This window comes from Streptomyces sp. Ac-502, assembly GCF_045222935.1.
In the GTDB taxonomy this organism is placed as follows: Bacteria; Actinomycetota; Actinomycetes; order Streptomycetales; family Streptomycetaceae; genus Streptomyces; species Streptomyces monomycini.
This window is the reverse complement of the sequence record NZ_JBHFFO010000001.1, coordinates 4,399,446-4,420,865: the sequence shown is the minus strand read 5'-3', so window position 1 is coordinate 4,420,865 and position 21,420 is coordinate 4,399,446. Positions and strand designations below refer to the sequence as shown.

At 71.3% G+C, this 21,420-nt stretch carries 12 protein-coding genes and 2 pseudogenes; 10 read left to right on the top strand and 4 right to left on the bottom strand.

Features of this window, described 5'->3' with window-relative positions:
• Positions 1-49 precede the first annotated feature (49 nt).
• The 6 genes and pseudogenes from mtrB to ACEXOX_RS19795 all read left to right on the top strand — a co-directional run bounded on the left by mtrB (position 50) and on the right by ACEXOX_RS19795 (position 7,528).
• The gene (gene mtrB, locus ACEXOX_RS19820) at positions 50-2,215 is read left to right on the top strand and encodes an MtrAB system histidine kinase MtrB (protein ID WP_406522219.1); all 2,166 of its coding nucleotides are present in this window, start codon (positions 50-52) and stop codon (positions 2,213-2,215) included.
• An 85-nt stretch (positions 2,216-2,300) separates the two neighbouring features.
• Positions 2,301-4,121 carry an LpqB family beta-propeller domain-containing protein gene (locus ACEXOX_RS19815; RefSeq protein ID WP_406522217.1) on the top strand — a complete coding sequence of 607 codons (1,821 nt, stop codon included), beginning with the start codon at positions 2,301-2,303 and terminating at the stop codon, positions 4,119-4,121.
• Positions 4,122-4,478: 357 nt separating this feature from the next.
• Positions 4,479-4,886 (top strand): annotated as a pseudogene (locus tag ACEXOX_RS19810) (hypothetical protein); the annotation flags it as partial.
• Positions 4,887-5,128: 242 nt separating this feature from the next.
• Positions 5,129-5,632: pseudogene (locus ACEXOX_RS19805) on the top strand (ComF family protein); the annotation flags it as partial.
• 211 nt (positions 5,633-5,843) lie between these two features.
• Positions 5,844-6,536 (top strand): ribosome hibernation-promoting factor, HPF/YfiA family, encoded by a 693-nt coding sequence (gene hpf, locus ACEXOX_RS19800; protein WP_406522215.1) that lies wholly within the window; start codon positions 5,844-5,846, stop codon positions 6,534-6,536.
• 236 nt (positions 6,537-6,772) lie between these two features.
• Entirely contained in the window at positions 6,773-7,528 is a 756-nt protein-coding gene (locus ACEXOX_RS19795; protein ID WP_030017897.1) for a response regulator transcription factor, read from the top strand.
• A 187-nt stretch (positions 7,529-7,715) separates the two neighbouring features.
• Here the strand turns inward: ACEXOX_RS19795 and ACEXOX_RS19790 are convergent, their stop codons facing one another.
• Both ACEXOX_RS19790 and ACEXOX_RS19785 read right to left on the bottom strand, forming a co-directional pair.
• A complete protein-coding gene (locus tag ACEXOX_RS19790) occupies positions 7,716-8,921 on the bottom strand; it encodes a winged helix-turn-helix domain-containing protein (RefSeq protein WP_406522213.1) in 1,206 nt (401 codons plus the stop codon).
• 72 nt (positions 8,922-8,993) lie between these two features.
• Positions 8,994-9,575: a GNAT family N-acetyltransferase gene (locus ACEXOX_RS19785; protein WP_406522211.1), complete on the bottom strand. Its 582-nt coding sequence runs from the start codon at positions 9,573-9,575 to the stop codon at positions 8,994-8,996.
• A gap of 417 nt (positions 9,576-9,992) precedes the next feature.
• On the opposite strand from ACEXOX_RS19785, the gene secA reads away from it, so the two are divergent.
• Complete coding sequence (gene secA, locus ACEXOX_RS19780) at positions 9,993-12,827, top strand: preprotein translocase subunit SecA (protein ID WP_406522209.1); 2,835 nt, start codon at positions 9,993-9,995, stop codon at positions 12,825-12,827.
• A 116-nt stretch (positions 12,828-12,943) separates the two neighbouring features.
• On the opposite strand, the gene ACEXOX_RS19775 is transcribed toward secA, so the two are convergent.
• Entirely contained in the window at positions 12,944-13,474 is a 531-nt protein-coding gene (locus ACEXOX_RS19775; protein WP_406522208.1) for an Rv3235 family protein, read from the bottom strand.
• Between the two features lie 309 nt (positions 13,475-13,783).
• Between ACEXOX_RS19775 and ACEXOX_RS19770 the strand changes: the two genes are divergently transcribed.
• On the top strand, positions 13,784-14,296 hold the full coding sequence (locus ACEXOX_RS19770; protein WP_406522206.1) for a DUF6912 family protein: 513 nt from the start codon (positions 13,784-13,786) through the stop codon (positions 14,294-14,296).
• A 113-nt stretch (positions 14,297-14,409) separates the two neighbouring features.
• Positions 14,410-15,138 carry an HAD family hydrolase gene (locus ACEXOX_RS19765; protein ID WP_406522204.1) on the top strand — a complete coding sequence of 243 codons (729 nt, stop codon included), beginning with the start codon at positions 14,410-14,412 and terminating at the stop codon, positions 15,136-15,138.
• 132 nt (positions 15,139-15,270) lie between these two features.
• Here ACEXOX_RS19765 and ACEXOX_RS19760 read toward each other — a convergent pair whose 3' ends face one another.
• On the bottom strand, positions 15,271-15,837 hold the full coding sequence (locus ACEXOX_RS19760) for a DJ-1/PfpI family protein (protein WP_030017890.1): 567 nt from the start codon (positions 15,835-15,837) through the stop codon (positions 15,271-15,273).
• 543 nt (positions 15,838-16,380) lie between these two features.
• Here ACEXOX_RS19760 and ACEXOX_RS19755 point away from each other — a divergent pair.
• The gene (locus ACEXOX_RS19755) at positions 16,381-21,357 is read left to right on the top strand and encodes an NAD-glutamate dehydrogenase (protein ID WP_406522202.1); all 4,977 of its coding nucleotides are present in this window, start codon (positions 16,381-16,383) and stop codon (positions 21,355-21,357) included.
• Positions 21,358-21,420: the final 63 nt, after the last annotated feature.

Here is a 21,420-nt window from a genome sequence, read left to right as displayed (position 1 = left end):
CGCTGCCCGTCCGGGGCGGGGCGAGCGGCCGGGAGAGCGGCTGCGGGGCATGCCCGCGCGCCTGCTGCCCGACGGGGCCACGGCCGGTTCCGTCCACCCGATGCTGCGGCTCTTCGGCCGCTGGATACGCCGTCCGCTGCTGCCCGCGCTGCGCCTGTGGCGCCGGAACATCCAGCTCCGCGTGGTCGCCACGACCCTGCTGATGTCGTTGGGCGTGGTGCTGCTGCTCGGCGTCGTGGTCATCGGGCAGGTCCGCAACGGATTGCTGGAGGCCAAGCGGCAGGCGGCCCAGAGCCAGGCGGCCGGCGGGTTCGCCGTGGCGCAGAAGCTGGCCGACGGCACCACCGACAGCCGCGGCGACGACCCCGTACGCTCCGGCAGCCGTGGCGGGCAGGACTCCGCGACCTGGCTGACCAGCCTGGTCGAACAGCTCGCCAGTGGCGGGCAGGGCGTCTTCTCGGTGGTGGCGCTCAGCTCCGGCTCGGCCGTCGAGGAGCCGTTCGGGGACAGCAGCCCGGACACCCGCGGCCCGCGTGCCTCCGGGGACGTCGACCCCGAGCGCAGCGTGCCCGCCGAGATGCGCCAGATGCTGGACACCAAGACCGGTACCTTCCGCCAGTCCACGCAGATCAAGCGTGTCGGGTCGGAGGAGGGCGAGCCGGCGATCATCATCGGCAAGCGGCTCAACGACGTCAACAGCAACCCGTACCAGCTCTACTACCTCTTCCCGTTCAGCCAGGAGGAGAAGTCGCTGAGCCTGGTGAAGGGGACCCTGGCCACGGCCGGTGTGTTCGTGGTCGTCCTGCTCGGCGCGATCGCCTGGCTCGTGGTGCGGCAGGTCGTCACGCCCGTCCGGATGGCGGCGGGCATCTCCGAACGGCTGGCCGCCGGGCTCCTCCAGGAGCGGATGAAGGTCACCGGCGAGGACGACATCGCCCGCCTCGGCGAGTCCTTCAACAAGATGGCGCAGAACCTCCAGGTCAAGATCCAGCAGCTGGAGGAACTGTCCCGGATGCAGCGGCGGTTCGTCTCGGACGTCTCGCACGAGCTGCGCACCCCGCTGACCACCGTACGGATGGCCGCCGACGTCATCCACGACGCGCGCGAGGACTTCGATCCGGTGACGGCGCGCTCCGCCGAGCTGCTGCGCGGACAGCTCGACCGCTTCGAGTCGCTGCTCGCCGAGCTGCTGGAGATCAGCCGCTTCGACGCGGGCGCGGCCGCCCTGGAGGCCGAGCCGATCGACCTGCGGGACGTGGTGCACCGGGTCATCGAGGGTGCCGAGCCGCTGGCGGAGCGCAAGGGCAGCCGGATCCTGGTGCGCGGCGCCGAACAGCCGGTGATCGCGGAGGCGGACACCCGCCGGGTGGAGCGGGTGCTGCGCAACCTCGTCGTCAACGCGGTGGAGCACGGCGAAGGCCGGGACGTCGTGGTGCGGCTGGCCGCGGCCGGCGGCAGGAACGGCGGCGCGGTCGCCGTCGCGGTACGCGACTACGGCGTGGGGCTGAAGCCGGGCGACGCGGCCCGGGTGTTCAACCGCTTCTGGCGCGCGGACCCGGCTCGGGCCCGTACGACCGGCGGTACGGGCCTGGGCCTGTCGATCGCGGTCGAGGACGCGCGGCTGCACGGCGGCTGGTTGCAGGCGTGGGGCGAGCCGGGCGGCGGATCGCAGTTCCGGCTGACGCTGCCGCGTACGGCGGGGGAGGCGCTGCGCGGTTCGCCGATACCGCTCGAACCGGAGGATTCCCGGCGTAACCGGGAGACAGCCGGTGCGGGGCTGCCGCGCGGTGCGGCAGCGGTGCGGAAGGCGGCCGCCATTCCGGCGCAGCAGCGGCTGGCGGAACCATGGCCTCTTGAGCCGCACGGCTCGGCCCGTACTTCGGTACGGACGCCTGCGCAGCGGTCGGCGGAGTCGGAGGAGGCTGCTGGGGCTGCTGGGGCTGCTGGGGCGCGGATGGATGCCCGTACGGATGCTCATACGGGCGTGCGTGCGGGCGGCACCGGAGCGGCGGCGGACGGTGTGCACCGGAACGGGGAGGCCGGCGGGGGCGTGCACGGAAACGGCGTACGCGGTGGGGCGGAGCACGGGCACGATGGCGCGTCGGGCGTGTCAGGCGCGTCAGAAGCGTCAGGTGAGGGGAACGGGGACGGTCCGGGACGGAAGGGTGGGGGCGGAGAGGGCGCTGAGCGTGAGGACGAGGTTCGTGGGCACTGAACCGGGCGCGAGGACGCGGGTTGAGGCGGGTGCTGGCACTGGGGCCCGGAGCGGTGCCGGGGTGCGCGCCGGTGGTGGTGTGCGGGTGCGTCCGAAGCGGCCCGGCGGGGCCGTCCGTACGGGCGCCGTGCTCGGCTGCGGCGCGTTGCTGCTGGCCGGATGCGCGACGATGCCGGACAGCGGGGACATGCAGGCGGTCGACCAGTCGCCGCGTGCGGAGGCCGATGCTCAGGTACGGGTCTACGGCGTGCCCCCGCAGGACGGGGCGCAGCCCACGGAGATCGTCAGTGGCTTCCTCGACGCGACGACGAGCGACGAGGTGGACTTCAGTACGGCCGTGCAGTACCTGGCCAGTTCGACGAAGAAGACGTGGCAGCCGTTCTCGGCGACGAAGGTGCTCCAGCAGCGGCCGAAGGCCGAACCCGTGGGGCAGGCCAACCGCGAGGACCCGAACGGTTACACGATCACGCTGTCCGGCAGCCAGGTGGCCACCGTCGACCGCAACCACGCCTACACGCCGGAGGAGCAGGCGTACCAGCAGACCATCCACCTGACCAAGGAGGACGGGCAGTGGCGCATCGACCGGCTGCCCAACGGTCTGGTGCTCGGGCAGTCCGATTTCCAGCGGATCTACCGTTCCGTCAACAAGTACTACTTCGCCGACTACAAGTCGGAGGCGCAGTTGTCCAGGGCGGGCCACAATGTGCTGGTCGCCGATCCCGTCTACCTGCGGCAGCGAATAGATCCGGTCACCGCGAGCGTGGCCGCGCTGCTGGAGGGGCCCACGAACTGGCTGAATCAGGTGACCGCCTCCGCGTTCCCGACGGGCACCGCGCTCAAGAGCAGTGGCCTGTCCCTCGACGACTCCAACGCGCTGCGGGTGAAGCTGAGCAAGCGGGCGGCCGCCGCCGGGCCGGGACAGTGCCGGCGGATGGCGGCCCAGCTGTTCTTCACCGTCCAGGACATCACCCGGGCGTCGAAGATCAGCGAGGTGGAGCTCCAGGACGAGGGCGGCAACCGGCTGTGTGTCCTGTCGCAGGACCGCGCCAACGGCGAGTTCACGCCACGCAAGCATGTCGGGCGGCCCGCCCAGGAGTACTTCATCGACGCTGACCAGAAGGTGGTCAGCATGCCGGACACGACCACGGAGCCGCGGCCGGTGCCCGGACCGTTCGGGTCCGGGAAGACTCCGCTGAGCTCGATCGCGATCGCGCGTGACGAGGACACCGCGGCGGGCGTCTCGGCCGACGGCCGGTCACTCTATGTGGCGCCGCTGGAGTACGGCACCGAACGCGGCCCGGCGGTGCTGCACAGTACGGCCAAGAACGGTTTCTCGGCACCCAGTTGGGACGGGCTGGGCGACCTGTGGATAGCGGACCGCAGTGACAAGGGGTCGCGGCTGCTGCGCCTGCGTCAGGGCGAGGGAGCGCCGGACGTGGTGACGGTGCCCGGTCTCGGTGACCGGCTGATCAAGTCGATCAAGGTGGCGTCAGACGGCATCCGGATCGCGGTGCTGGTCGAGGACAAGGGGCGTACGACGCTCCAGCTCGGCCGCGTCGAACGCGGCGGCACGGAGCGGCACCCGGTGCTGTCGGTGGAGGAACTGCGTCCCATCGCGCCCCAGTTGGAGGACGTGGTGGCGGCGTCGTGGGCGGGCGGCAGCCGGCTCGTGGTGGTCGGCAGGCAGTCCGGCGGGGTGCAGCAGATGCAGTACATGGAGACGGACGGCTCGGCGTCGAGCGCGCAGACGTTGCCCGGTGTCAACGGGGTCAAGGCGGTGACGGCTTCGGAGGACGAGACGCGGCCGCTGATCGCGGACGGGGCCGAGGGGATAGTGCGGCTGCCGCAGGACGCGAACTGGAAGACCGTGGCGAAGGAGGGGAAGGCGCCGGTTTATCCGGGGTAGAGCCGGGGGTGGGTGTGCGGGCGGTGCCGGGGCGTGGCCGGTTGCGTTGGTGTTGCTTTTGGGGCTGCTGATGCCCTTGGTGTTGCTGCTGGTGTCTGGGGTGGTGGGGTCCGGGTGGCAGGTGGGTTGGGTCTTGGCGGTGGCGGTGGCGGCCCGTGGGTGCCGGTGCTGCGGGTACGGGTGCGGACGTGGGGCTGAGCTGTGGTTGCTGTCGGCGTGACCGTGCTGGTGGCGGCAGGTCCTGACCGGGGCTGGGATCGGCACGGCTGGGATCGGCACTGCCTTGTGGATTCAACCCGTCACCCGGGTTGTCCACAGGGGTGGTGCCCCACCCCCACCCCGCGGGACAGTAGATCCATGCGGGGCGTATGGCGGGAAATCACCGGTCTGGTACTACCGGTGGACTGTGCCGGATGTGGCCTCCCTCGTACGGAACTGTGCGAGGAGTGCCACAGGGCGCTGATCCGGGGGGCGAGGGGGAGTGGGGGCGGGGGCGGGGGAGGCCCCCGGGGGCCCCGGAGGGTGCGTCCGCGTCCTGTCCCGCCCGGTCTTCCGCCGACGTGTGCTGCTGCGCCGTACGCCGATGAGGTGCGGGCGGTGCTGCTCGCGCACAAGGAGCGGGGTGCGTTGCGGCTGGCCGGTCCGTTGGGGCAGGCGCTTGCGGGGGCTGTGCGGGGGCTGTGGGCGTGGGGTGGGCCGTTGAGTTCTTACGGTGGTGAGCTTGGGCCTGGTGGTGTCTCTGGGGGCAGTGGAGGGTTGCGTTCTGGTGGTGAGCAGGGGGCTAGGGGCAGTCTGGGGGCTAGGGACAGCTCTGGGGCCAGTGGTGTCTATGGGATCAGTGGTGTTTCTGAGGCTGATGGTGGGTTTCTGAGTCCCGTCACCCACTCCGCGTCGCACACCGTGCCAACAGCCACCGTCCACCACCCTCGCCTCGCCCACAGCGCTCACTACGTCCATGCCCACACCGACCCCGCTCCCACCCGCCCCGCTCCCACCCACCCCACCACCCCCTCCTCCTCATCCCCGTGCCCTCGGCCCGGCGGGCGGTGGCTGGGCGGGGGCATGATCCGGTGCGGCGGATCGCGTGGGCGGCGGCTCGGGACCTTCGGCGGGAGGGGGTGCCCGTTCGGGTCCTCTCCGCGCTGCGGCAGCGGCGTACGGTTGTTGATCAGGCGGGCCTGAGTGCCCGCCGGCGCCTGGCCAACGTCTCCGGAGCCCTGACAGTCGTCCCCGGAGCCGTACGGCTGCTGGCGGCGGCCCCGGTGGTACTGGTGGACGATCTGATCACCACCGGGGCTTCGCTGGCGGAGGCGGCGCGGGCTGTGCGGGCGGCCGGGGGAGGGTGGTGGGAGCGGGTGTGGTGGCGGCGCCGCGGAGTGCTTTCGAAATCAACTGGAACTGACCGCGAAAATTCATCGTTGCAGGTAACAAGGGCGAAAAAGCACCCAAACGGAGCTAGTGCCAGCCAGGGGGTGCCGTCACCCGTCCGAGAGAGCTATGTTCGGTTGTGAGGACTTGGCTGATGCTTTGACTCGGATGCCGGGATAGGTGCGTTTATGGGTCTTTGCAGGGATCCTGAAATGGACGGGAGTGGGGACCCTGCCGACGGGGGAGGAGGAGGTGAAAGTCGCCAAGTCCGAGGCTTCGGCACTCACCGGAGCCTGGTGCAAGAAGGAATCGCCCCGCGCGTAGCAGCGGGGTGATCCGGGAACGGAGTTCTGCGTGGACATCGTCGTCAAGGGCCGCAAGACCGAGGTGCCCGAGCGGTTCCGCAAGCACGTGGCCGAGAAGCTGAAGCTGGACAAGGTCCAGAAGCTCGACGGCAAGGTGATCAGCCTGGACGTCGAGGTGTCCAAGGAGCCCAACCCCCGGCAGGCCGACCGTTCCGACCGAGTGGAGATCACCCTCCGCTCCCGAGGCCCGGTGGTACGGGCCGAGGCGGCCGCCGCCGACCCCTACGCCGCGCTCGACCTGGCCACGGCCAAGCTGGAAGCGCGGCTGCGCAAGCAGCACGACAAGCGCCACTCACGGCGCGGCAGCGGGCGCATCCCGGCGAGCGACGTCGCGGACAGCGTCCCGGACGCGGCGAAGCTCGACGAGGCCGGCCACCTGGCCGTGGACGGCGCGCCGCAGGAGCAGGTGCCGACGACGAAGATGGGTTCGCTGGAGGTCCAGGGCGAAGGCCCGCTGATCGTCCGCGAGAAGACCCACTCCGCGGCACCGATGACGCTCAACCAGGCGCTCTACGAGATGGAGTTGGTCGGACACGACTTCTATCTCTTCGTCGACGCCGAGACCAAGCAGCCGAGTGTCGTCTACCGGCGGCACGCCTACGACTACGGCGTCATCCATCTGAACCCTGACTCGTTCGGGGGAGAGGAGCCCGGTGGCGCCGGCGGGGCGCTCGGCGGCTGACGGCTGCTGAAGTGGTGCCCCCGGCGTACGCCCGGGGGCACCATTGCGCCTGCGGGGGGCAGGAGTTGAGGCCGTATAGTGTTTGTGCCAGTCAGTGAGCCTGTGAGCACGAGATGACGACATGCGCGGGAGACGGTTGTATGGCGTTGTTCGGGCTGGCCGCAACGGGCTGTGGTCAACCAGCCTTACATCCAAACTCTGGCCGTCACCGGCCGAGTAGTTGACCGGGAGGAACGATGGGGGACAGCTTCGGGCCCGTGCACGGCGGAGCGGACGACGGCGGGGGCGGCGTCGGTGACGGTTCCGGCACGGACGCGGGCGTGTCGCGCAAGGAGCCGATCAGGGTCCTGGTCGTCGACGACCACGCGCTCTTCCGCCGGGGCTTGGAGATCGTGCTCGCCCACGAGGAGGACATCGAGGTCGTCGGTGAGGCCGGGGACGGCGCCGAGGCGGTGGACAAGGCCGCCGACCTGCTGCCCGACATCGTGCTGATGGACGTACGGATGCCCCGGCGCGGCGGCATCGAGGCGTGCACCTCCATCAAGGAGGTGGCCCCCAGTGCGAAGATCATCATGCTGACGATCAGCGACGAGGAGGCGGACCTCTACGACGCGATCAAGGCCGGGGCCACCGGCTACCTCCTCAAGGAGATCTCCACGGACGAGGTGGCGACGGCGATCCGCGCGGTGGCGGACGGCCAGTCCCAGATCAGCCCGTCCATGGCGTCCAAGCTGCTGACCGAGTTCAAGTCGATGATCCAGCGCACCGACGAGCGCCGCCTGGTGCCGGCGCCCCGGCTCACCGACCGTGAGCTGGAGGTCCTCAAGCTGGTCGCGACCGGTATGAACAACCGCGACATCGCCAAGGAACTGTTCATCTCCGAGAACACCGTCAAGAACCACGTCCGCAACATCCTGGAGAAGCTGCAGCTGCACTCCCGGATGGAGGCGGTCGTGTACGCGATGCGGGAGAAGATTCTGGAGATCCGCTGAGGGGCTCGTGACGGGCCGCTCAGCGGGTCGGTGAGCGGCCCCCGAGACGGGCCCCGCGGCCAGCCTTCCGCAGCGGCCCGCCACTCCGCCGCAGCCCGCGCCCCCGCCACGGGTCCACGGCCCGCGCCCCGCCACGGCTCCACGGCCCGCTCCCGGTACGCCCCGCTCCCGCTACGCCCCGCTCCCGCTACGCCCCCGCTGCCGCCCCCACCTCCGCGACCAGCGCCGCCCGCAGTGCGGCATCGTCGCAGCGTTCGATGCGGACGGAGTCGCAGCCGACCCACCGCGCGGCCTCGGTCAGCGCCTGGGCCATCGGCCGTACGGCCTTGGCGTCGCGCATCGACACCTGGCGGGCGACGAGCGTGCTGCCCTCGCGGGCCGGGTCCACCCGCCCGGCGAGCCGGCCGCCGGCCAGCAGCGGCATCGCGAAATAGCCGTGTATCCGCTTGGGGCGCGGGACGTATGCCTCCAGGCGGTGGGTGAAGTCGAAGATCCGGGCCGTGCGCGGGCGGTCCCAGACGAGGGAGTCGAAGGGCGAGAGCAGGGTCGTACGATGCCGGCCGCGCGGTGCTTCGGCGAGGGCGGCGGGGTCCGCCCAGGCCGGCTTGCCCCAGCCCGCCACCTCGACCGGGACCAGCCCCGACGCCTCGATGACGGCGTCCACCTGCTCGTTCTTGAGGCGGTGGTAGTCGGCGAGGTCCGCGCGGGTGGCCACGCCCATCGCGGCGCCGGCCTGGGCGACCAGGCGCCGCACGCACTCCGCGTCGGACAGGTCGTCGTGCAGCAGGTGGCCGGGGACGGCGCGCTCGGCGAGGTCGTACACCCGCTTCCAGGCGCGGCGCTCCGTGCACACCACCTCGCCGGTGTCCAGCAGCCACTCCACCGCGATCTTCGTCTCGGACCAGTCCCACCACTCGCCGCCCTTGCGGCCGCCGCCCAGGTCGGAGGTGGTCAGCGGGCCGTCGGCCTTCAGCCGGTCCAGTACGGCGGCGCAGGAGCCCTCGCGGTCCTCCATCCGGTGCCAGCGGTGTCCCTTCGCGCGCATCGCGCGGCGCCGGAAGGCGAAGTGCGGCCACTCCTCGACGGGCAGGATGCAGGCGGCGTGCGACCAGTACTCGAAGCTGTGCCCGCCCGACCAGTAGGCGGACTCGACGGCGGGGCGGCCGACGGCACCGAGCCGGGCGTACGGGATCAGCTCGTGGGAGCGGGCCAGCACCGAGATGGTGTCGAGCTGCACCGCGCCCAGGCGCCGCAGGACGCCCCGGACGCCCGCGCGGCGGTCCGGCGCGCCGAGGAAGCCCTGGGCCCGCAGCGCCATGCGCCGGGCGTCGTCGGCGGACAGGGTGGTCACGGGCTTCGGCTTCACGGGCCTCGCGGACTTCGCAGCTGTCATGCGTCACAGGGTAGGAGTGACCACTGACAACGCCGGTGACGGTGTCCGGCGGGCCGGCTCCGTCCGAACTCGTCAGCCCGGGAACGGGAGATGGGGCGTCTCGGAGGGCAGTCCCAGGTCGCCGGGGAGCAGCGAGCCGATCCAGGCGTCCCGCCGGGCGCCCTGGTGCGAGATCTTGGCACGCAGGGTGCCCTCCATCCGAAAGCCGGCCTTGAGCGCCACGCCGCGTGACGCGTCGTTGCCGACCTCCGCGATCCACTCCAGGCGCTCGATGCCGAGTTCCGTCAGGGCCCAGCGCGCGACCTCGCGTACGGCCTCGGCGGTCCAGCCCCTGCCGCGCTGTTCCCTCGTCGTCCAGTAGCCGATCTCGGCCTGCCGCTCGATGGACCGCGGCGCCATGCCGAACAGGCTCACGGCCCCGGTCAGTGTGCCGTCCGCCTTGGTGGTCACGGCGAAGCGGTACTGGGCGTCCGTGCGCCACTCCTGCTGGCTGCGGGCTATGTAGTCGTGCGCCTGTGCCATGTCGAACCGGGACGGTACGGATGTCCAGCGCGGTATGGCCGGATCCTGGCAGGCGGTGTGGACCGCCTGGGCGTCGGCGGGGGCGAAGGGACGGAGGAGGAGACGCTCGGTGGTCAGCGTGACGGGTTCCATGGGGGGAGTGTGCGGAGCCGGGAGGGGCGGGGCGAGTGGTTTTTCCGGAACGCTCCCGGTCCGTCCTCCGCCCCGTACGGCGGCCCGCCCTCCCGGTCCGTCCTCCGCCCCGTACGGCGGCCCGCCCTCCAGCCGCCCACCGGTCCGTCCCCGCCCCGCCCTCCCGCCCGGCCCACCCGCTCCTCGCCCCCCTCCCGGCACTTTCTCCTGGTCTCGCGCGTTCTCGTAGGGAAGGGTGTGCACCGGGGAGCGGTGTGCTTCGCGGCGGTGGACCTCCCGGCCGGATGGGGTCCTCCTTTACGATGGCCGTTGCGGCGGGGCCTGCCCCTTGGAAAAATGCCGCGCCCGCGCACCCTCCCCTGCCTGCGGCGGGGGTACCCCCAGCGCCAGGCCCGACCGGCAAGGAGACCAGCCCAAGTGTCCGTCTTCAACAAGCTCATGCGTGCAGGCGAAGGAAAGATCCTGCGCAAACTGCACCGCATCGCGGGCCAGGTCAACTCCATCGAGGAGGACTTCGCGGCCCTCTCCGACGCCGAGCTGCGGGCGCTCACCGACGAGTACAAGCAGCGGTTCGCGGACGGCGAAACCCTGGACGACCTGCTGCCCGAGGCGTTCGCGACGGTCCGTGAGGCCGCCAAGCGGGTGCTCGGCCAGCGCCCCTACGACGTCCAGCTGATGGGCGGCGCGGCCCTCCACATGGGGTACGTCGCCGAGATGAAGACCGGTGAGGGCAAGACCCTGGTCGGCACCCTCCCCGCGTATCTGAACGCGCTGTCCGGCGAGGGCGTCCACCTGATCACGGTCAACGACTACCTGGCCGAGCGCGACTCCGAGATGATGGGCCGGGTCCACAAGTTCCTCGGGCTCTCGGTCGGTTGCATTCTGGCCAACATGACGCCCGCCGAACGGCGCGAACAGTACAACCGGGACATCACGTACGGAACGAACAATGAGTTCGGTTTCGACTATCTGCGCGACAACATGGCCTGGTCGAAGGACGAGCTGGTCCAGCGCGGCCACAACTTCGCCATCGTCGACGAGGTCGACTCGATCCTGGTCGACGAGGCCCGTACGCCGCTGATCATCTCGGGCCCGGCGGACTCGGCCACCAAGTGGTACGGCGACTTCGCGAAGTTGGTCAAGCGCCTGAAGAAGGGCGAGCCCGCCAACCCGCAGCGCGGCATCGAGGAGACCGGCGACTACGACATCGACGAGAAGAAGCGCACGGTCGGCATCCACGAGTCGGGCGTCAGCAAGGTCGAGGACTGGCTCGGCATCGACAACCTCTACGAGTCGGTCAACACGCCGCTGGTCGGGTACCTCAACAACGCGATCAAGGCCAAGGAGCTGTTCAAGCTCGACAAGGACTACGTCGTCATCGACGGCGAGGTCATGATCGTCGACGAGCACACCGGCCGTATCCTCGCCGGCCGCCGCTACAACGAGGGCATGCACCAGGCCATCGAGGCGAAGGAAGGGGTGGAGATCAAGGACGAGAACCAGACGCTCGCCACCATCACCCTGCAGAACTTCTTCCGCCTCTACAGCAAGCTCTCCGGCATGACCGGTACGGCCATGACCGAGGCCGCCGAGTTCCACCAGATCTACAAGCTGGGCGTCGTCCCGATCCCGACGAACCGTCCGATGGTCCGCAAGGACCAGGCTGACCTGATCTACCGCACCGAGGTCGCCAAGTTCGCGGCGGTCGTCGAGGACATCGTCGAGAAGCACGAGAAGGGCCAGCCGATCCTGGTCGGCACGACCTCCGTGGAGAAGTCCGAGTACCTCTCCCAGCAGCTGAACAAGCGCGGTGTGCGCCACGAGGTGCTCAACGCCAAGCAGCACGACCGGGAGGCGTCGATCGTCGCCCAGGCCGGCCGCAAGGGCGCCGTCACGGTCGCCACGAACATGGCCGGCCGCGGTACGGACATCAAGCTGGGCGGCAACCCGGACGACCTCGCCGAGACCGAGCTGCGCAGCCAGGGCCTCGACCCGGTCGAGCACGTCGAGGAGTGGGCGGCCGCGCTGCCCGCCGCCCTGGAGAAGGCCGAGGCCGCGGTCGAGGCGGAGTTCGAAGAGGTCAAGAGCCTCGGCGGGCTGTACGTCCTGGGCACCGAGCGGCACGAGTCGCGCCGGATCGACAACCAGCTGCGCGGCCGCTCCGGCCGGCAGGGCGACCCGGGCGAGTCGCGCTTCTACCTCTCCCTCGGCGACGACCTGATGCGCCTGTTCAAGGCCCAGATGGTCGAGCGGGTCATGGCGATGGCCAACGTCCCCGACGACGTGCCGATCGAGAACAAGATGGTGACGCGCGCCATCGCGTCCGCGCAGTCGCAGGTCGAGCAGCAGAACTTCGAGACCCGTAAGAACGTCCTGAAGTACGACGAGGTCCTCAACCGGCAGCGCGAGGTCATCTACGGCGAGCGCCGCCGCGTCCTGGAGGGCGAGGACCTCCAGGATCAGGTCAAGCACTTCATGGACGACACCATCGACGCCTACATCCAGGCGGAGACGGTCGAGGGCTTCGCGGAGGAGTGGGACCTGGACCGCCTGTGGGGCGCGTTCAAGCAGCTCTACCCGGTCAAGGTGACGGTCGCGGAGCTGGAGGAGGAGGCCGGCGACCGCGCCGGCATCACCTCCGACTTCATCGCGGAGGCCGTCAAGGAGGACATCCACCAGCAGTACGCGGCCCGTGAGGAGCAGCTCGGCTCCGACATCATGCGCGAGCTGGAGCGCCGCGTGGTGCTGTCCGTCCTGGACCGCAAGTGGCGCGAGCACCTCTACGAGATGGACTACCTCCAGGAGGGCATCGGCCTTCGCGCGATGGCCCAGAAGGACCCGCTGGTCGAGTACCAGCGCGAGGGCTTCGACATGTTCACCGCCATGATGGAGGGCATCAAGGAGGAGTCCGTCGGCTACCTGTTCAACCTGGAGGTCCAGGTCGAGCAGCAGGTCGAGGAGGTCCCGGTGGCCGACGCCGAGGAGAAGACCTCGCCGGCCAAGGACGACCAGGACGCCGTGCCCGCCGGGGCCGGCGCCGGGCGGCCGGAGATCCACGCGAAGGGCCTGGAGGCGCCGCAGCGTCCGGACCGGCTGCACTTCTCCGCGCCGACCGTGGACGGCGAGGGCGGTGTCGTCGAGGGTGACTTCACCAGCGAGGACGCGGCTCCGGCCCGTTCGGAGTCGGACGGCCTGACGCGCGCGGAGCGCCGCAAGGCCCAGAAGAGCGGCGGGCGCCGCCGCAAGAAGTGACGTACGGCGAGACGTGACACCCGCCGCCCGGCGGTGGGTGCGAGGCCGGGGCACCGCAGCGCGCAGCTGCGGTGCCCCGGCTCTTTTCGTACGTGTGGGACCGCGCGCCGTCCGGGTCACCACACCCGGTCGGACGGGCCGATGTCGACGGCGGCGCAGCGCCACCGGGCATCGCTGCCCAGCTCCAGGCGGAAGGCGAGGGCGCGCAGCCGCTCGCCGGAGGCGATCCGGGCGAACGCCTCGATGACGCCAGGGCGCGGCCGGCACAGGCCGCAGTGGAGCACCGACGGGGCCGGTGCGCGGCGGTTCGCCGGGGTGCCTGTGGGCCTCAGGGGCGTCTGCGGGGCGAGTTCCACGAGGCGGTCGTACGCGGCGGGCAGTGCGTGCCCCAGGAGGGCGTGCACGGGGCGCCGGCCACTCAGGGTCAGGAGCAACTGCTCGGCGAACCAGTTGTGCGGCTGAGGGCGGGCCGGGCGGCGCCGGGCGGCCTGGGCGGCCTGGGCGGGAGCCGTACGGGGCCCGCCAGGGCGCCGGGTGTCACGGCGGCCGGGCGGGCCGGTGCGGGGGCGGCCCGGTCCCGCGGCGGGCGGAATCCCGGGGGAGCGGGTGCGGGCGGGTGGGAGGGCGTCGGTGTGGGTGGTGAGCATGAGGGCCCCCGTTCGGCCGGTCCGGTGGATACCCGGCAGTAGCTTCGGTGGGGTTCTTCTACCGGCGGGGAACCGGCGGCAGCAAGGGCCGCCGGCCGGGCCGGGCGGGCGGCCGGAGATTCACCCATCAGGGGGAGAGCGGGGGGATGTGCGGGCACGAGGCGGCGCCTGGCCCGCCGATGGCCGTGCCGGGACGGCGGAGCGGGAGCACGAAGGGGGACTCCGGCCCGTATCTCACGCCGTACCCCGCGCCCGTATGCTGGCCGGACAGATTTTCCAGACCCAGCGATGTGAGCGGAAGCGGCAGCCATGCGCGTGTATGTCCCCCTGACCCTGCCCGGACTCGCGGCGGCGCACGAGGCCGGGGAGTTGGGCCCCGGCCCGCTGGACGCCTACGCCGTCACGCCCGCGCTGCGCGAGTGGTACGTCTCCGACGACATCGAGGAACTGGAGTACGCGGCGCTCAACCGGGCCGCGCAGGGCTCGCTGCGCCGGCTCGCGGCCGACCCGGACGCCCCGCGGCGCCGGGTCGTGGTGGCCGTGGACGTGCCGGACGGAGCGGCCGTCGCCGACCCCGACCGGGGCCTGGACCAGGCGGCGCTGGGCGAGGTCCGCATCGCCGGGCCGGTGCCGATGGCCAAGGCCGCGGCGGTGCACGTGGACTCCGACGACGCGGTGCAGGACGTCACGGCGGCCGCCGGCGCGCTGGGCGCCGCCGACCTCGGCGACGAGGACGCGCGGTTCACGGTGGACGGCGCCGAGGACCACGAGCTGATGTGGTTCGGCGTGCAGGAGATCCCGAACCTGATCGCCGGGCGCTGAGTGCCGGGCGCCGGGCGGGGCTGAGCGCCTGACGGCCCGCGCCGCGCCCCGCGTGCGCCCGTTCCGCTGCCGTCCGTGACTGCGCTGTCAGTGGTCATGGGTACCGTCTTGGCATGGGGACGCACGCGACGCACATCGTCTGGGACTGGAACGGCACGCTCTTTCACGACACCGAAGCGGTGATGGGCGCGACCAACGCCGCCTTCGCCGAGCTGGGGCTGCCGCCGATAACCCTGGAGCGCTACCGCGAGCTGTACTGCGTCCCGATCCCGCGGTTCTACGAGCGGCTGCTGGGGCGGCTGCCGACGGACGCGGAGTGGCTGGTCATGGACGAGGCGTTCCACCGGCACTACGCCGTCCACCGGCCCGCGTGCGGCCTCGCGGAGGGCGCCGAGCGGCTGCTGGAGAGCTGGCAGCTGGCGGGCCGCAGCCAGTCGATCCTGAGCCTGTACGGGCATGACGAGCTGACGCCACTGGTGCGGGGCTTCGGCATTGAGGCGCGTTTCGTGCGGGTGGACGGCCGTACGGGGCCTTCCGGCGGGAGCAAGAGCGAGCACATGGTGCGCCACCTCGCGGCCCTGGCCGCCGGGCCTCGCGGGGACGGCGCGGCGGGGCCCGGTGGCGCGGCGGGACACGGTGGCGCGGCGGGACGAATAGACCCGGGCCGTACGGTCGTGATCGGTGACGCGCTCGACGACGCGGTGGCCGCGCGGCACGCGGGCGCCCACGCCGTGCTCTACACCGGCGGCTCGCACAGCCGTGCCAGCCTGGCGGCCGCGGGAGTGCCGGTGGTGGACACCCTGGCGGAGGCCGTGGAGCTCGCGGAGGAGATCGCCGCGTAACGGAAGGCTGTGGGGCTCGCGGAGGGGACCGCCGCGTGACGGAGGCAGTCGCCCCGGACCGGAGCCCCGGACCGGAGCCCCGGACCGGAAGCCCCGGACCGGGAGCCCCGGCCGGACGCCGCCCGCCGGAGCTCAGCTCACCGGCGCCTTGGCCCGCAGCACCGCGATGAACTCGCGCATCCATCCGGAGTGGTCCGGCCAGGCGCGGGAGGAGACCAGGGTGCCGTCGACGACGACCTCGGCGTCCCGGAAGGCGGCGCCGGCGGCCTGCATGTCCATTTCGAGGGCGGGGTAGGCGGTGACCCGGCGCCCGTTGAGGCCGCCGATCGCGGCGGTCAGCAGCGGGCCGTGGCAGATCTGGGCGACGGGCTTGTCCGCGTCGAAGAAGGACTTGACGAGTTTGCGCAGCTCGGGGTCGTTGCGCAGATATTCGGGCGCCCGCCCGCCGGGCACCACGAGCGCGGCGTACTGCCCGGGGTCCACCTCGGAGAAGGCCAGGTCGGCGGGCCAGGTGTAGCCGGGTTTCTCGGTGTAGGTGTCAAAGCCCGGTTCGAAGTCGTGCACGACCAGGCGCAGTGTCTTGCGGGCGGGGGCGGCGACGTGCACGTCGTAGCCCTCCTCGCGCAGCCGCTGGTAGGGGTAGAGGACCTCCAGGGACTCCGCCGCGTCGCCGGTCACGATCAGGATCTTGGCGGTCATGCCGTCCACCTCCGCTCGGGTCGCGCACCGCGCGCGGACGTGCCGTTCGTCACATCCGCGGGCCCGGAATCCGTTCCTCGGTGCCCCGCTCAACGTCCTCCGGATCGCCGTCCTTGCCAAGCCCCCGCGGGATACCGTGGGATTCCAGGGGTGCGGCGCGCGATCCCGTCGCTGTCCGGATCGTCAAATTTCGGCTAGTGGTTTTGTACACAGCTGGACCATGACGGCACCCCGGCCGGGAGCGATAGCCTTGCATCGTGATCAGCGCGATAACCCGCGGGGGCATCGAGGCCCTCGTCGTGCGCCCGGGACAGCACAGTGACCGGGCGGCCGCTGACCGTTGCGATCAGGACCGGAAACCGACCCCGACCGGGTCGGTGCCGAGCGGTCCGGCCATCGCTCATCGCGGCACGGCGTCGTCTCCGACCGGACACTTCCCCGCGTTGCGGCGGTGGAACCCTCACCGGCCGGCCCGGCGTCGTGCAGCTTCCACGGAGTTCATCCACAACGTCACGCAACGGCGCGCGACAGGAGCCAGAGGACATGCAGACCAAGCTGGACGAAGCCAAGACCGAGCTGCTCGCGCGGGCGGCCCGGGTCGCTGAAAGCAGCCCGGCCGGGGGACAGGCACCGGTGCAGGGTCTCGACCCGGACACCCTCCTGGGATACCTCCAGCGCTACTACCTGCACACCGCGCCGGAGGACCTGACCGGCCGCGACCCGGTCGACGTCTTCGGCGCCGCGCTCTCCCACTACCGGCTGGCCGAGACCCGGCCGCAGGGCACCGCGAACGTCCGGGTGCACACCCCGACGGTCGAGGAGAACGGCTGGACGTGCAGCCACTCCGTCGTCGAGGTCGTCACCGACGACATGCCCTTCCTGGTCGACTCGGTCACCAACGAGCTGTCGCGTCAGGGCCGCGGCATCCATGTGGTGATCCACCCGCAGGTGATCGTCCGCCGCGACGTGACCGGCAAGCTGATCGAGGTCCTCGACAACACGTGCGACGCGCACGGCCGGACCGGCAAGGACAAGGCGGGCAACGGCAAGGGCCGGGACCTGCCGCACGACGCGCTGGTCGAATCATGGATCCACGTCGAGATCGACCGGGAGACCGACCGCGCCGACCTCAAGCAGATCACCGCCGACCTGCTGCGGGTGCTGTCGGACGTGCGGGAGGCCGTCGAGGACTGGGAGAAGATGCGCGACGCCGCGCTGCGCATCGCCGACGAGCTGCCCACCGAGCCGACCGCCGACGACCTGCGCGACCAGGAGGTCGACGAGGCCCGCGAGCTGCTGCGCTGGCTGGCCGCCGACCACTTCACCTTCCTCGGCTTCCGCGAGTACGAGCTGACCTCGGTGCCCGGCGAGTCCGGCGCCGAGGAGGACGTGCTGAGCGCCGTGGCCGGCACCGGCCTCGGCATCCTGCGCTCCGACCCGGCGCACAGCGACGGCGACGACGGCCACCCCGTCTCCCCGTCGTTCAACCGGCTCCCCAAGGACGCGCGCGCGAAGGCCCGCGAGCACCGGCTGCTGATCCTGACCAAGGCCAACAGCCGCTCCACCGTGCACCGCCCCTCGTACCTCGACTACGTGGGCGTCAAGAAGTTCGACGCCCAGGGCAACGTCGTCGGCGAGCGCCGCTTCCTCGGCCTGTTCTCCTCGGCCGCGTACACCGAGTCCGTACGCCGGGTGCCGGTCATCCGCCGCAAGGTCGCCGAGGTGCTGGACGCCGCGGGCTTCACCGCCAACAGCCACGACGGCCGCGACCTGCTCCAGATCCTGGAGACCTACCCGCGCGACGAGCTGTTCCAGACGCGCGTGGACCAGCTCCAGTCCATCGTCACCAGTGTGCTGTACCTCCAGGAGCGCCGCCGGCTGCGGCTGTACCTGCGCCAGGACGAGTACGGGCGCTACTTCTCGGCGCTGGTCTACCTGCCCCGCGACCGCTACACCACCGGCGTACGGCTGCGCCTGATCGACATCCTCAAGGAGGAACTGGGCGGCACCAGCGTCGACTTCACCGCCTGGAACACCGAGTCGATCCTGTCCCGGCTGCACTTCGTGGTCCGGGTCGAGCCCGGCGCGACGCTGCCGAACCTCACCGACGCGGACGCCGAGCGCATCGAGGCACGCCTGGTCGAGGCCGCCCGCTCGTGGGCCGACGGTTTCGCCGAGGCGCTGACCGCCGAGGTGGGCGAGGAGCGCGCGGCCGAGCTGCTGCGCCGCTACAACCACGCCTTCCCCGAGGGGTACAAGGCCGACAACCCGCCGCGCAGCGCGGTCGCCGACCTCCAGCACCTGGAGCAGCTGACGGCGAAGGGCGGCAATGACTTCGAGGTCAGCCTGTACGAGCCGGTCGGCGCGGGCCCCGACGAGCGCCGCTTCAAGCTCTACCGCACGGGTGAGCCGGTCTCCCTGTCCAAGGTCCTGCCGGTGCTGAACCGTCTCGGCGTCGAGGTCGTCGACGAGCGGCCGCACGAGCTGCGCTGCACCGACGGCACCACCGCCTGGATCTACGACTTCGGGCTGCGCATCCCCGAACGGATGAACGGTGACGACGCGCGCGAGCGGTTCCAGGACGCCTTCACGGCGGTGTGGACCGGCCGCGCGGAGAGCGACAACTTCAACAAGCTGGTGCTGCGGGCCGGTCTGAACTGGCGCCAGGCGATGGTGCTGCGGGCGTACGCCAAGTACCTGCGGCAGGCCGGCTCGACGTTCAGCCAGACGTACATGGAGGACACCCTCTCCAACAACGTCCACACCACCCGGCTGCTGGTCAGCCTCTTCGAGGCGCGGATGTCGCCGGAGCGGCAGCGCGCCGGCACCGAGCTGACCGACGGGCTGCTGGAGGAGCTGGACGGCGCGCTGGACCAGGTCGCGAGCCTGGACGAGGACCGCATCCTGCGGTCGTTCCTGACCGTCATCAAGGCGACGCTGCGCACCAACCACTACCAGAAGAACAGCGACGGGCAGTCGCACTCCTACCTGTCGATGAAGCTCGACCCGCAGGCCATCCCGGACCTGCCGGCGCCGCGCCCGGCGTACGAGATCTGGGTGTACTCGCCGCGCGTCGAGGGTGTCCACCTGCGCTTCGGCAAGGTGGCGCGCGGTGGTCTGCGCTGGTCGGACCGGCGTGAGGACTTCCGTACGGAGGTGCTCGGCCTGGTCAAGGCGCAGATGGTGAAGAACACCGTCATCGTGCCGGTCGGCGCCAAGGGCGGCTTCGTCGGCAAGCGGCTGCCGGACCCGTCGGCGGACCGTGACGCGTGGCTGGCGGAGGGCATCGCCTGCTACAAGACGTTCATCTCGGGTCTGCTGGACATCACCGACAACCTGGTCGGCGGCGAGGTCGTGCACCCCGCGGACGTCGTCCGGCACGACGAGGACGACACGTACCTCGTCGTCGCGGCCGACAAGGGCACCGCGACCTTCTCCGACATCGCCAACGAGGTCGCCGAGTCGTACGGCTTCTGGCTCGGTGACGCGTTCGCGTCCGGCGGCAGCGCCGGATACGACCACAAGGGCATGGGCATCACCGCCCGCGGCGCCTGGGAGTCGGTCAAGCGGCACTTCCGCGAGCTGGGTGTCGACACCCAGAGCGAGGACTTCACCGTCGTCGGCGTCGGCGACATGTCCGGTGACGTGTTCGGCAACGGCATGCTGCTCAGCGAGCACATCCGGCTGGTCGCCGCCTTCGACCACCGGCACATCTTCCTCGACCCGAACCCGGACGCGGCCACCTCGTACGCCGAGCGCCGCCGCCTGTTCGAGCTGCCGCGCTCCTCGTGGGCGGACTACGACACCGAGCTGCTGTCGCAGGGCGGCGGCATCCACCCCCGTACCGCCAAGTCCATCCCGGTCAACGCGCAGGTGCGGGCCGCCCTCGGCATCGAGGCGGGCGTCAAGAAGATGACGCCGGCCGATCTGATGCGGGCGATCCTCGGCGCGCCGGTGGACCTGCTGTGGAACGGCGGCATCGGTACGTACGTGAAGGCGGCGGCCGAGTCGAACGCGGACGTGGGCGACAAGTCCAACGACGCGATCCGCGTCAACGGCGAGGACCTGCGGGTCAAGGTCGTCGGCGAGGGCGGCAACCTGGGGCTGACCCAGCTCGGCCGGATCGAGTTCGCCCAGAACGGCGGCAAGATCAATACCGATGCGATCGACAACAGTGCCGGTGTGGACACCTCCGACCACGAGGTGAACATCAAGATCCTGCTCAACTCGGTCGTCGCCGACGGCGACATGACGGTCAAGCAGCGCAACAAGCTGCTGGCCGCGATGACCGACGAGGTCGGCGCGCTGGTGCTGCGCAACAACTACGCGCAGAACACCGCGCTCTCGCTGGCCCAGGCGCAGTGCGCGAGCATGCTCCCCGCCCAGCAGCGCTTCATCCGCCGCCTGGAGCGCGACGGGGACCTGGACCGGGGGCTGGAGTTCATGCCCAGCGACCGGCAGATCAAGGAACGGCTGAACGCCGGCCGCGGCCTGACCCAGCCCGAGACCGCCGTGCTCCTCGCCTACACGAAGATCACGGTCGCCGACGCGCTGATCCAGACCGGGCTGCCGGACGACCCGCACTTCCAGCACCTGCTGCACGCGTACTTCCCCAGCGCGCTGCGGGAGAGGTTCGCCGAGCAGATCGACGCGCACGCGCTGCGCCGCGAGATCGTCACGACCGTGATGGTCAACGACACCGTCAACTCCGGCGGTACGAGCTTCCTGCACCGGATGCGGGAGGAGACCGGCGCGGCCCTCGAAGAGGTCGTACGGGCGCACACCGCGGCCCGCGCGATCTTCGGGCTCGGCTCGGTCTGGGACGCCGTCGAGGCCCTCGACAACACCGTCACCGCCGACGTGCAGACCCGTATCCGTCTGCACTCCCGGCGCCTGGTGGAGCGCGGCACCCGCTGGCTCCTCAACAACCGTCCGCAGCCGCTGGAACTCTCCGAGACCATCGACTTCTTCGCGGACCGGGTCGCCGGGGTCTGGGCCGAACTGCCCAAGCTGCTGTGCGGCAGCGACCTGGAATGGCACCAGCGCATTCTGGACGAGCTGGCCGAGGCCGGAGTCCCGGCGGAGCTGGCCGGCCGGGTGGCCGGGTTCTCCTCCGTCTTCCCCGCGCTGGACATCGTGGCCATCGCGGACCGCACCGGCAAGGAGCCGCTGGACGTCGCCGAGGTCTACTACGACCTGGGCGACCGGCTGCGGATCAACCAGCTCCTGGACCGCATCCTGGAACTGCCGCGCAACGACCGGTGGCAGTCGATGGCCCGGGCCTCCATCCGCGAGGACCTGTTCGCCGCGCACGCGGCGCTGACCGGCGACGTGCTGTCGGTGGGCAGCGACTCCGCGACGCCGGAGGAGCGGTTCAAGGCGTGGGAGGAGAAGAACGCGGCGATCCTCGGACGCGCGCGGACCACGCTGGAGGAGATCCACGGGTCGGAGGGCTTCGACCTGGCGAACCTCTCGGTCGCGATGCGGACGATGCGGACGCTGCTGCGTACGCACAGCTGACGCGCACCACGTCGTGACGGCGGCGCGGCCCGGTACTGCCGGGCCGCGCCGCCGTCGTTCCGG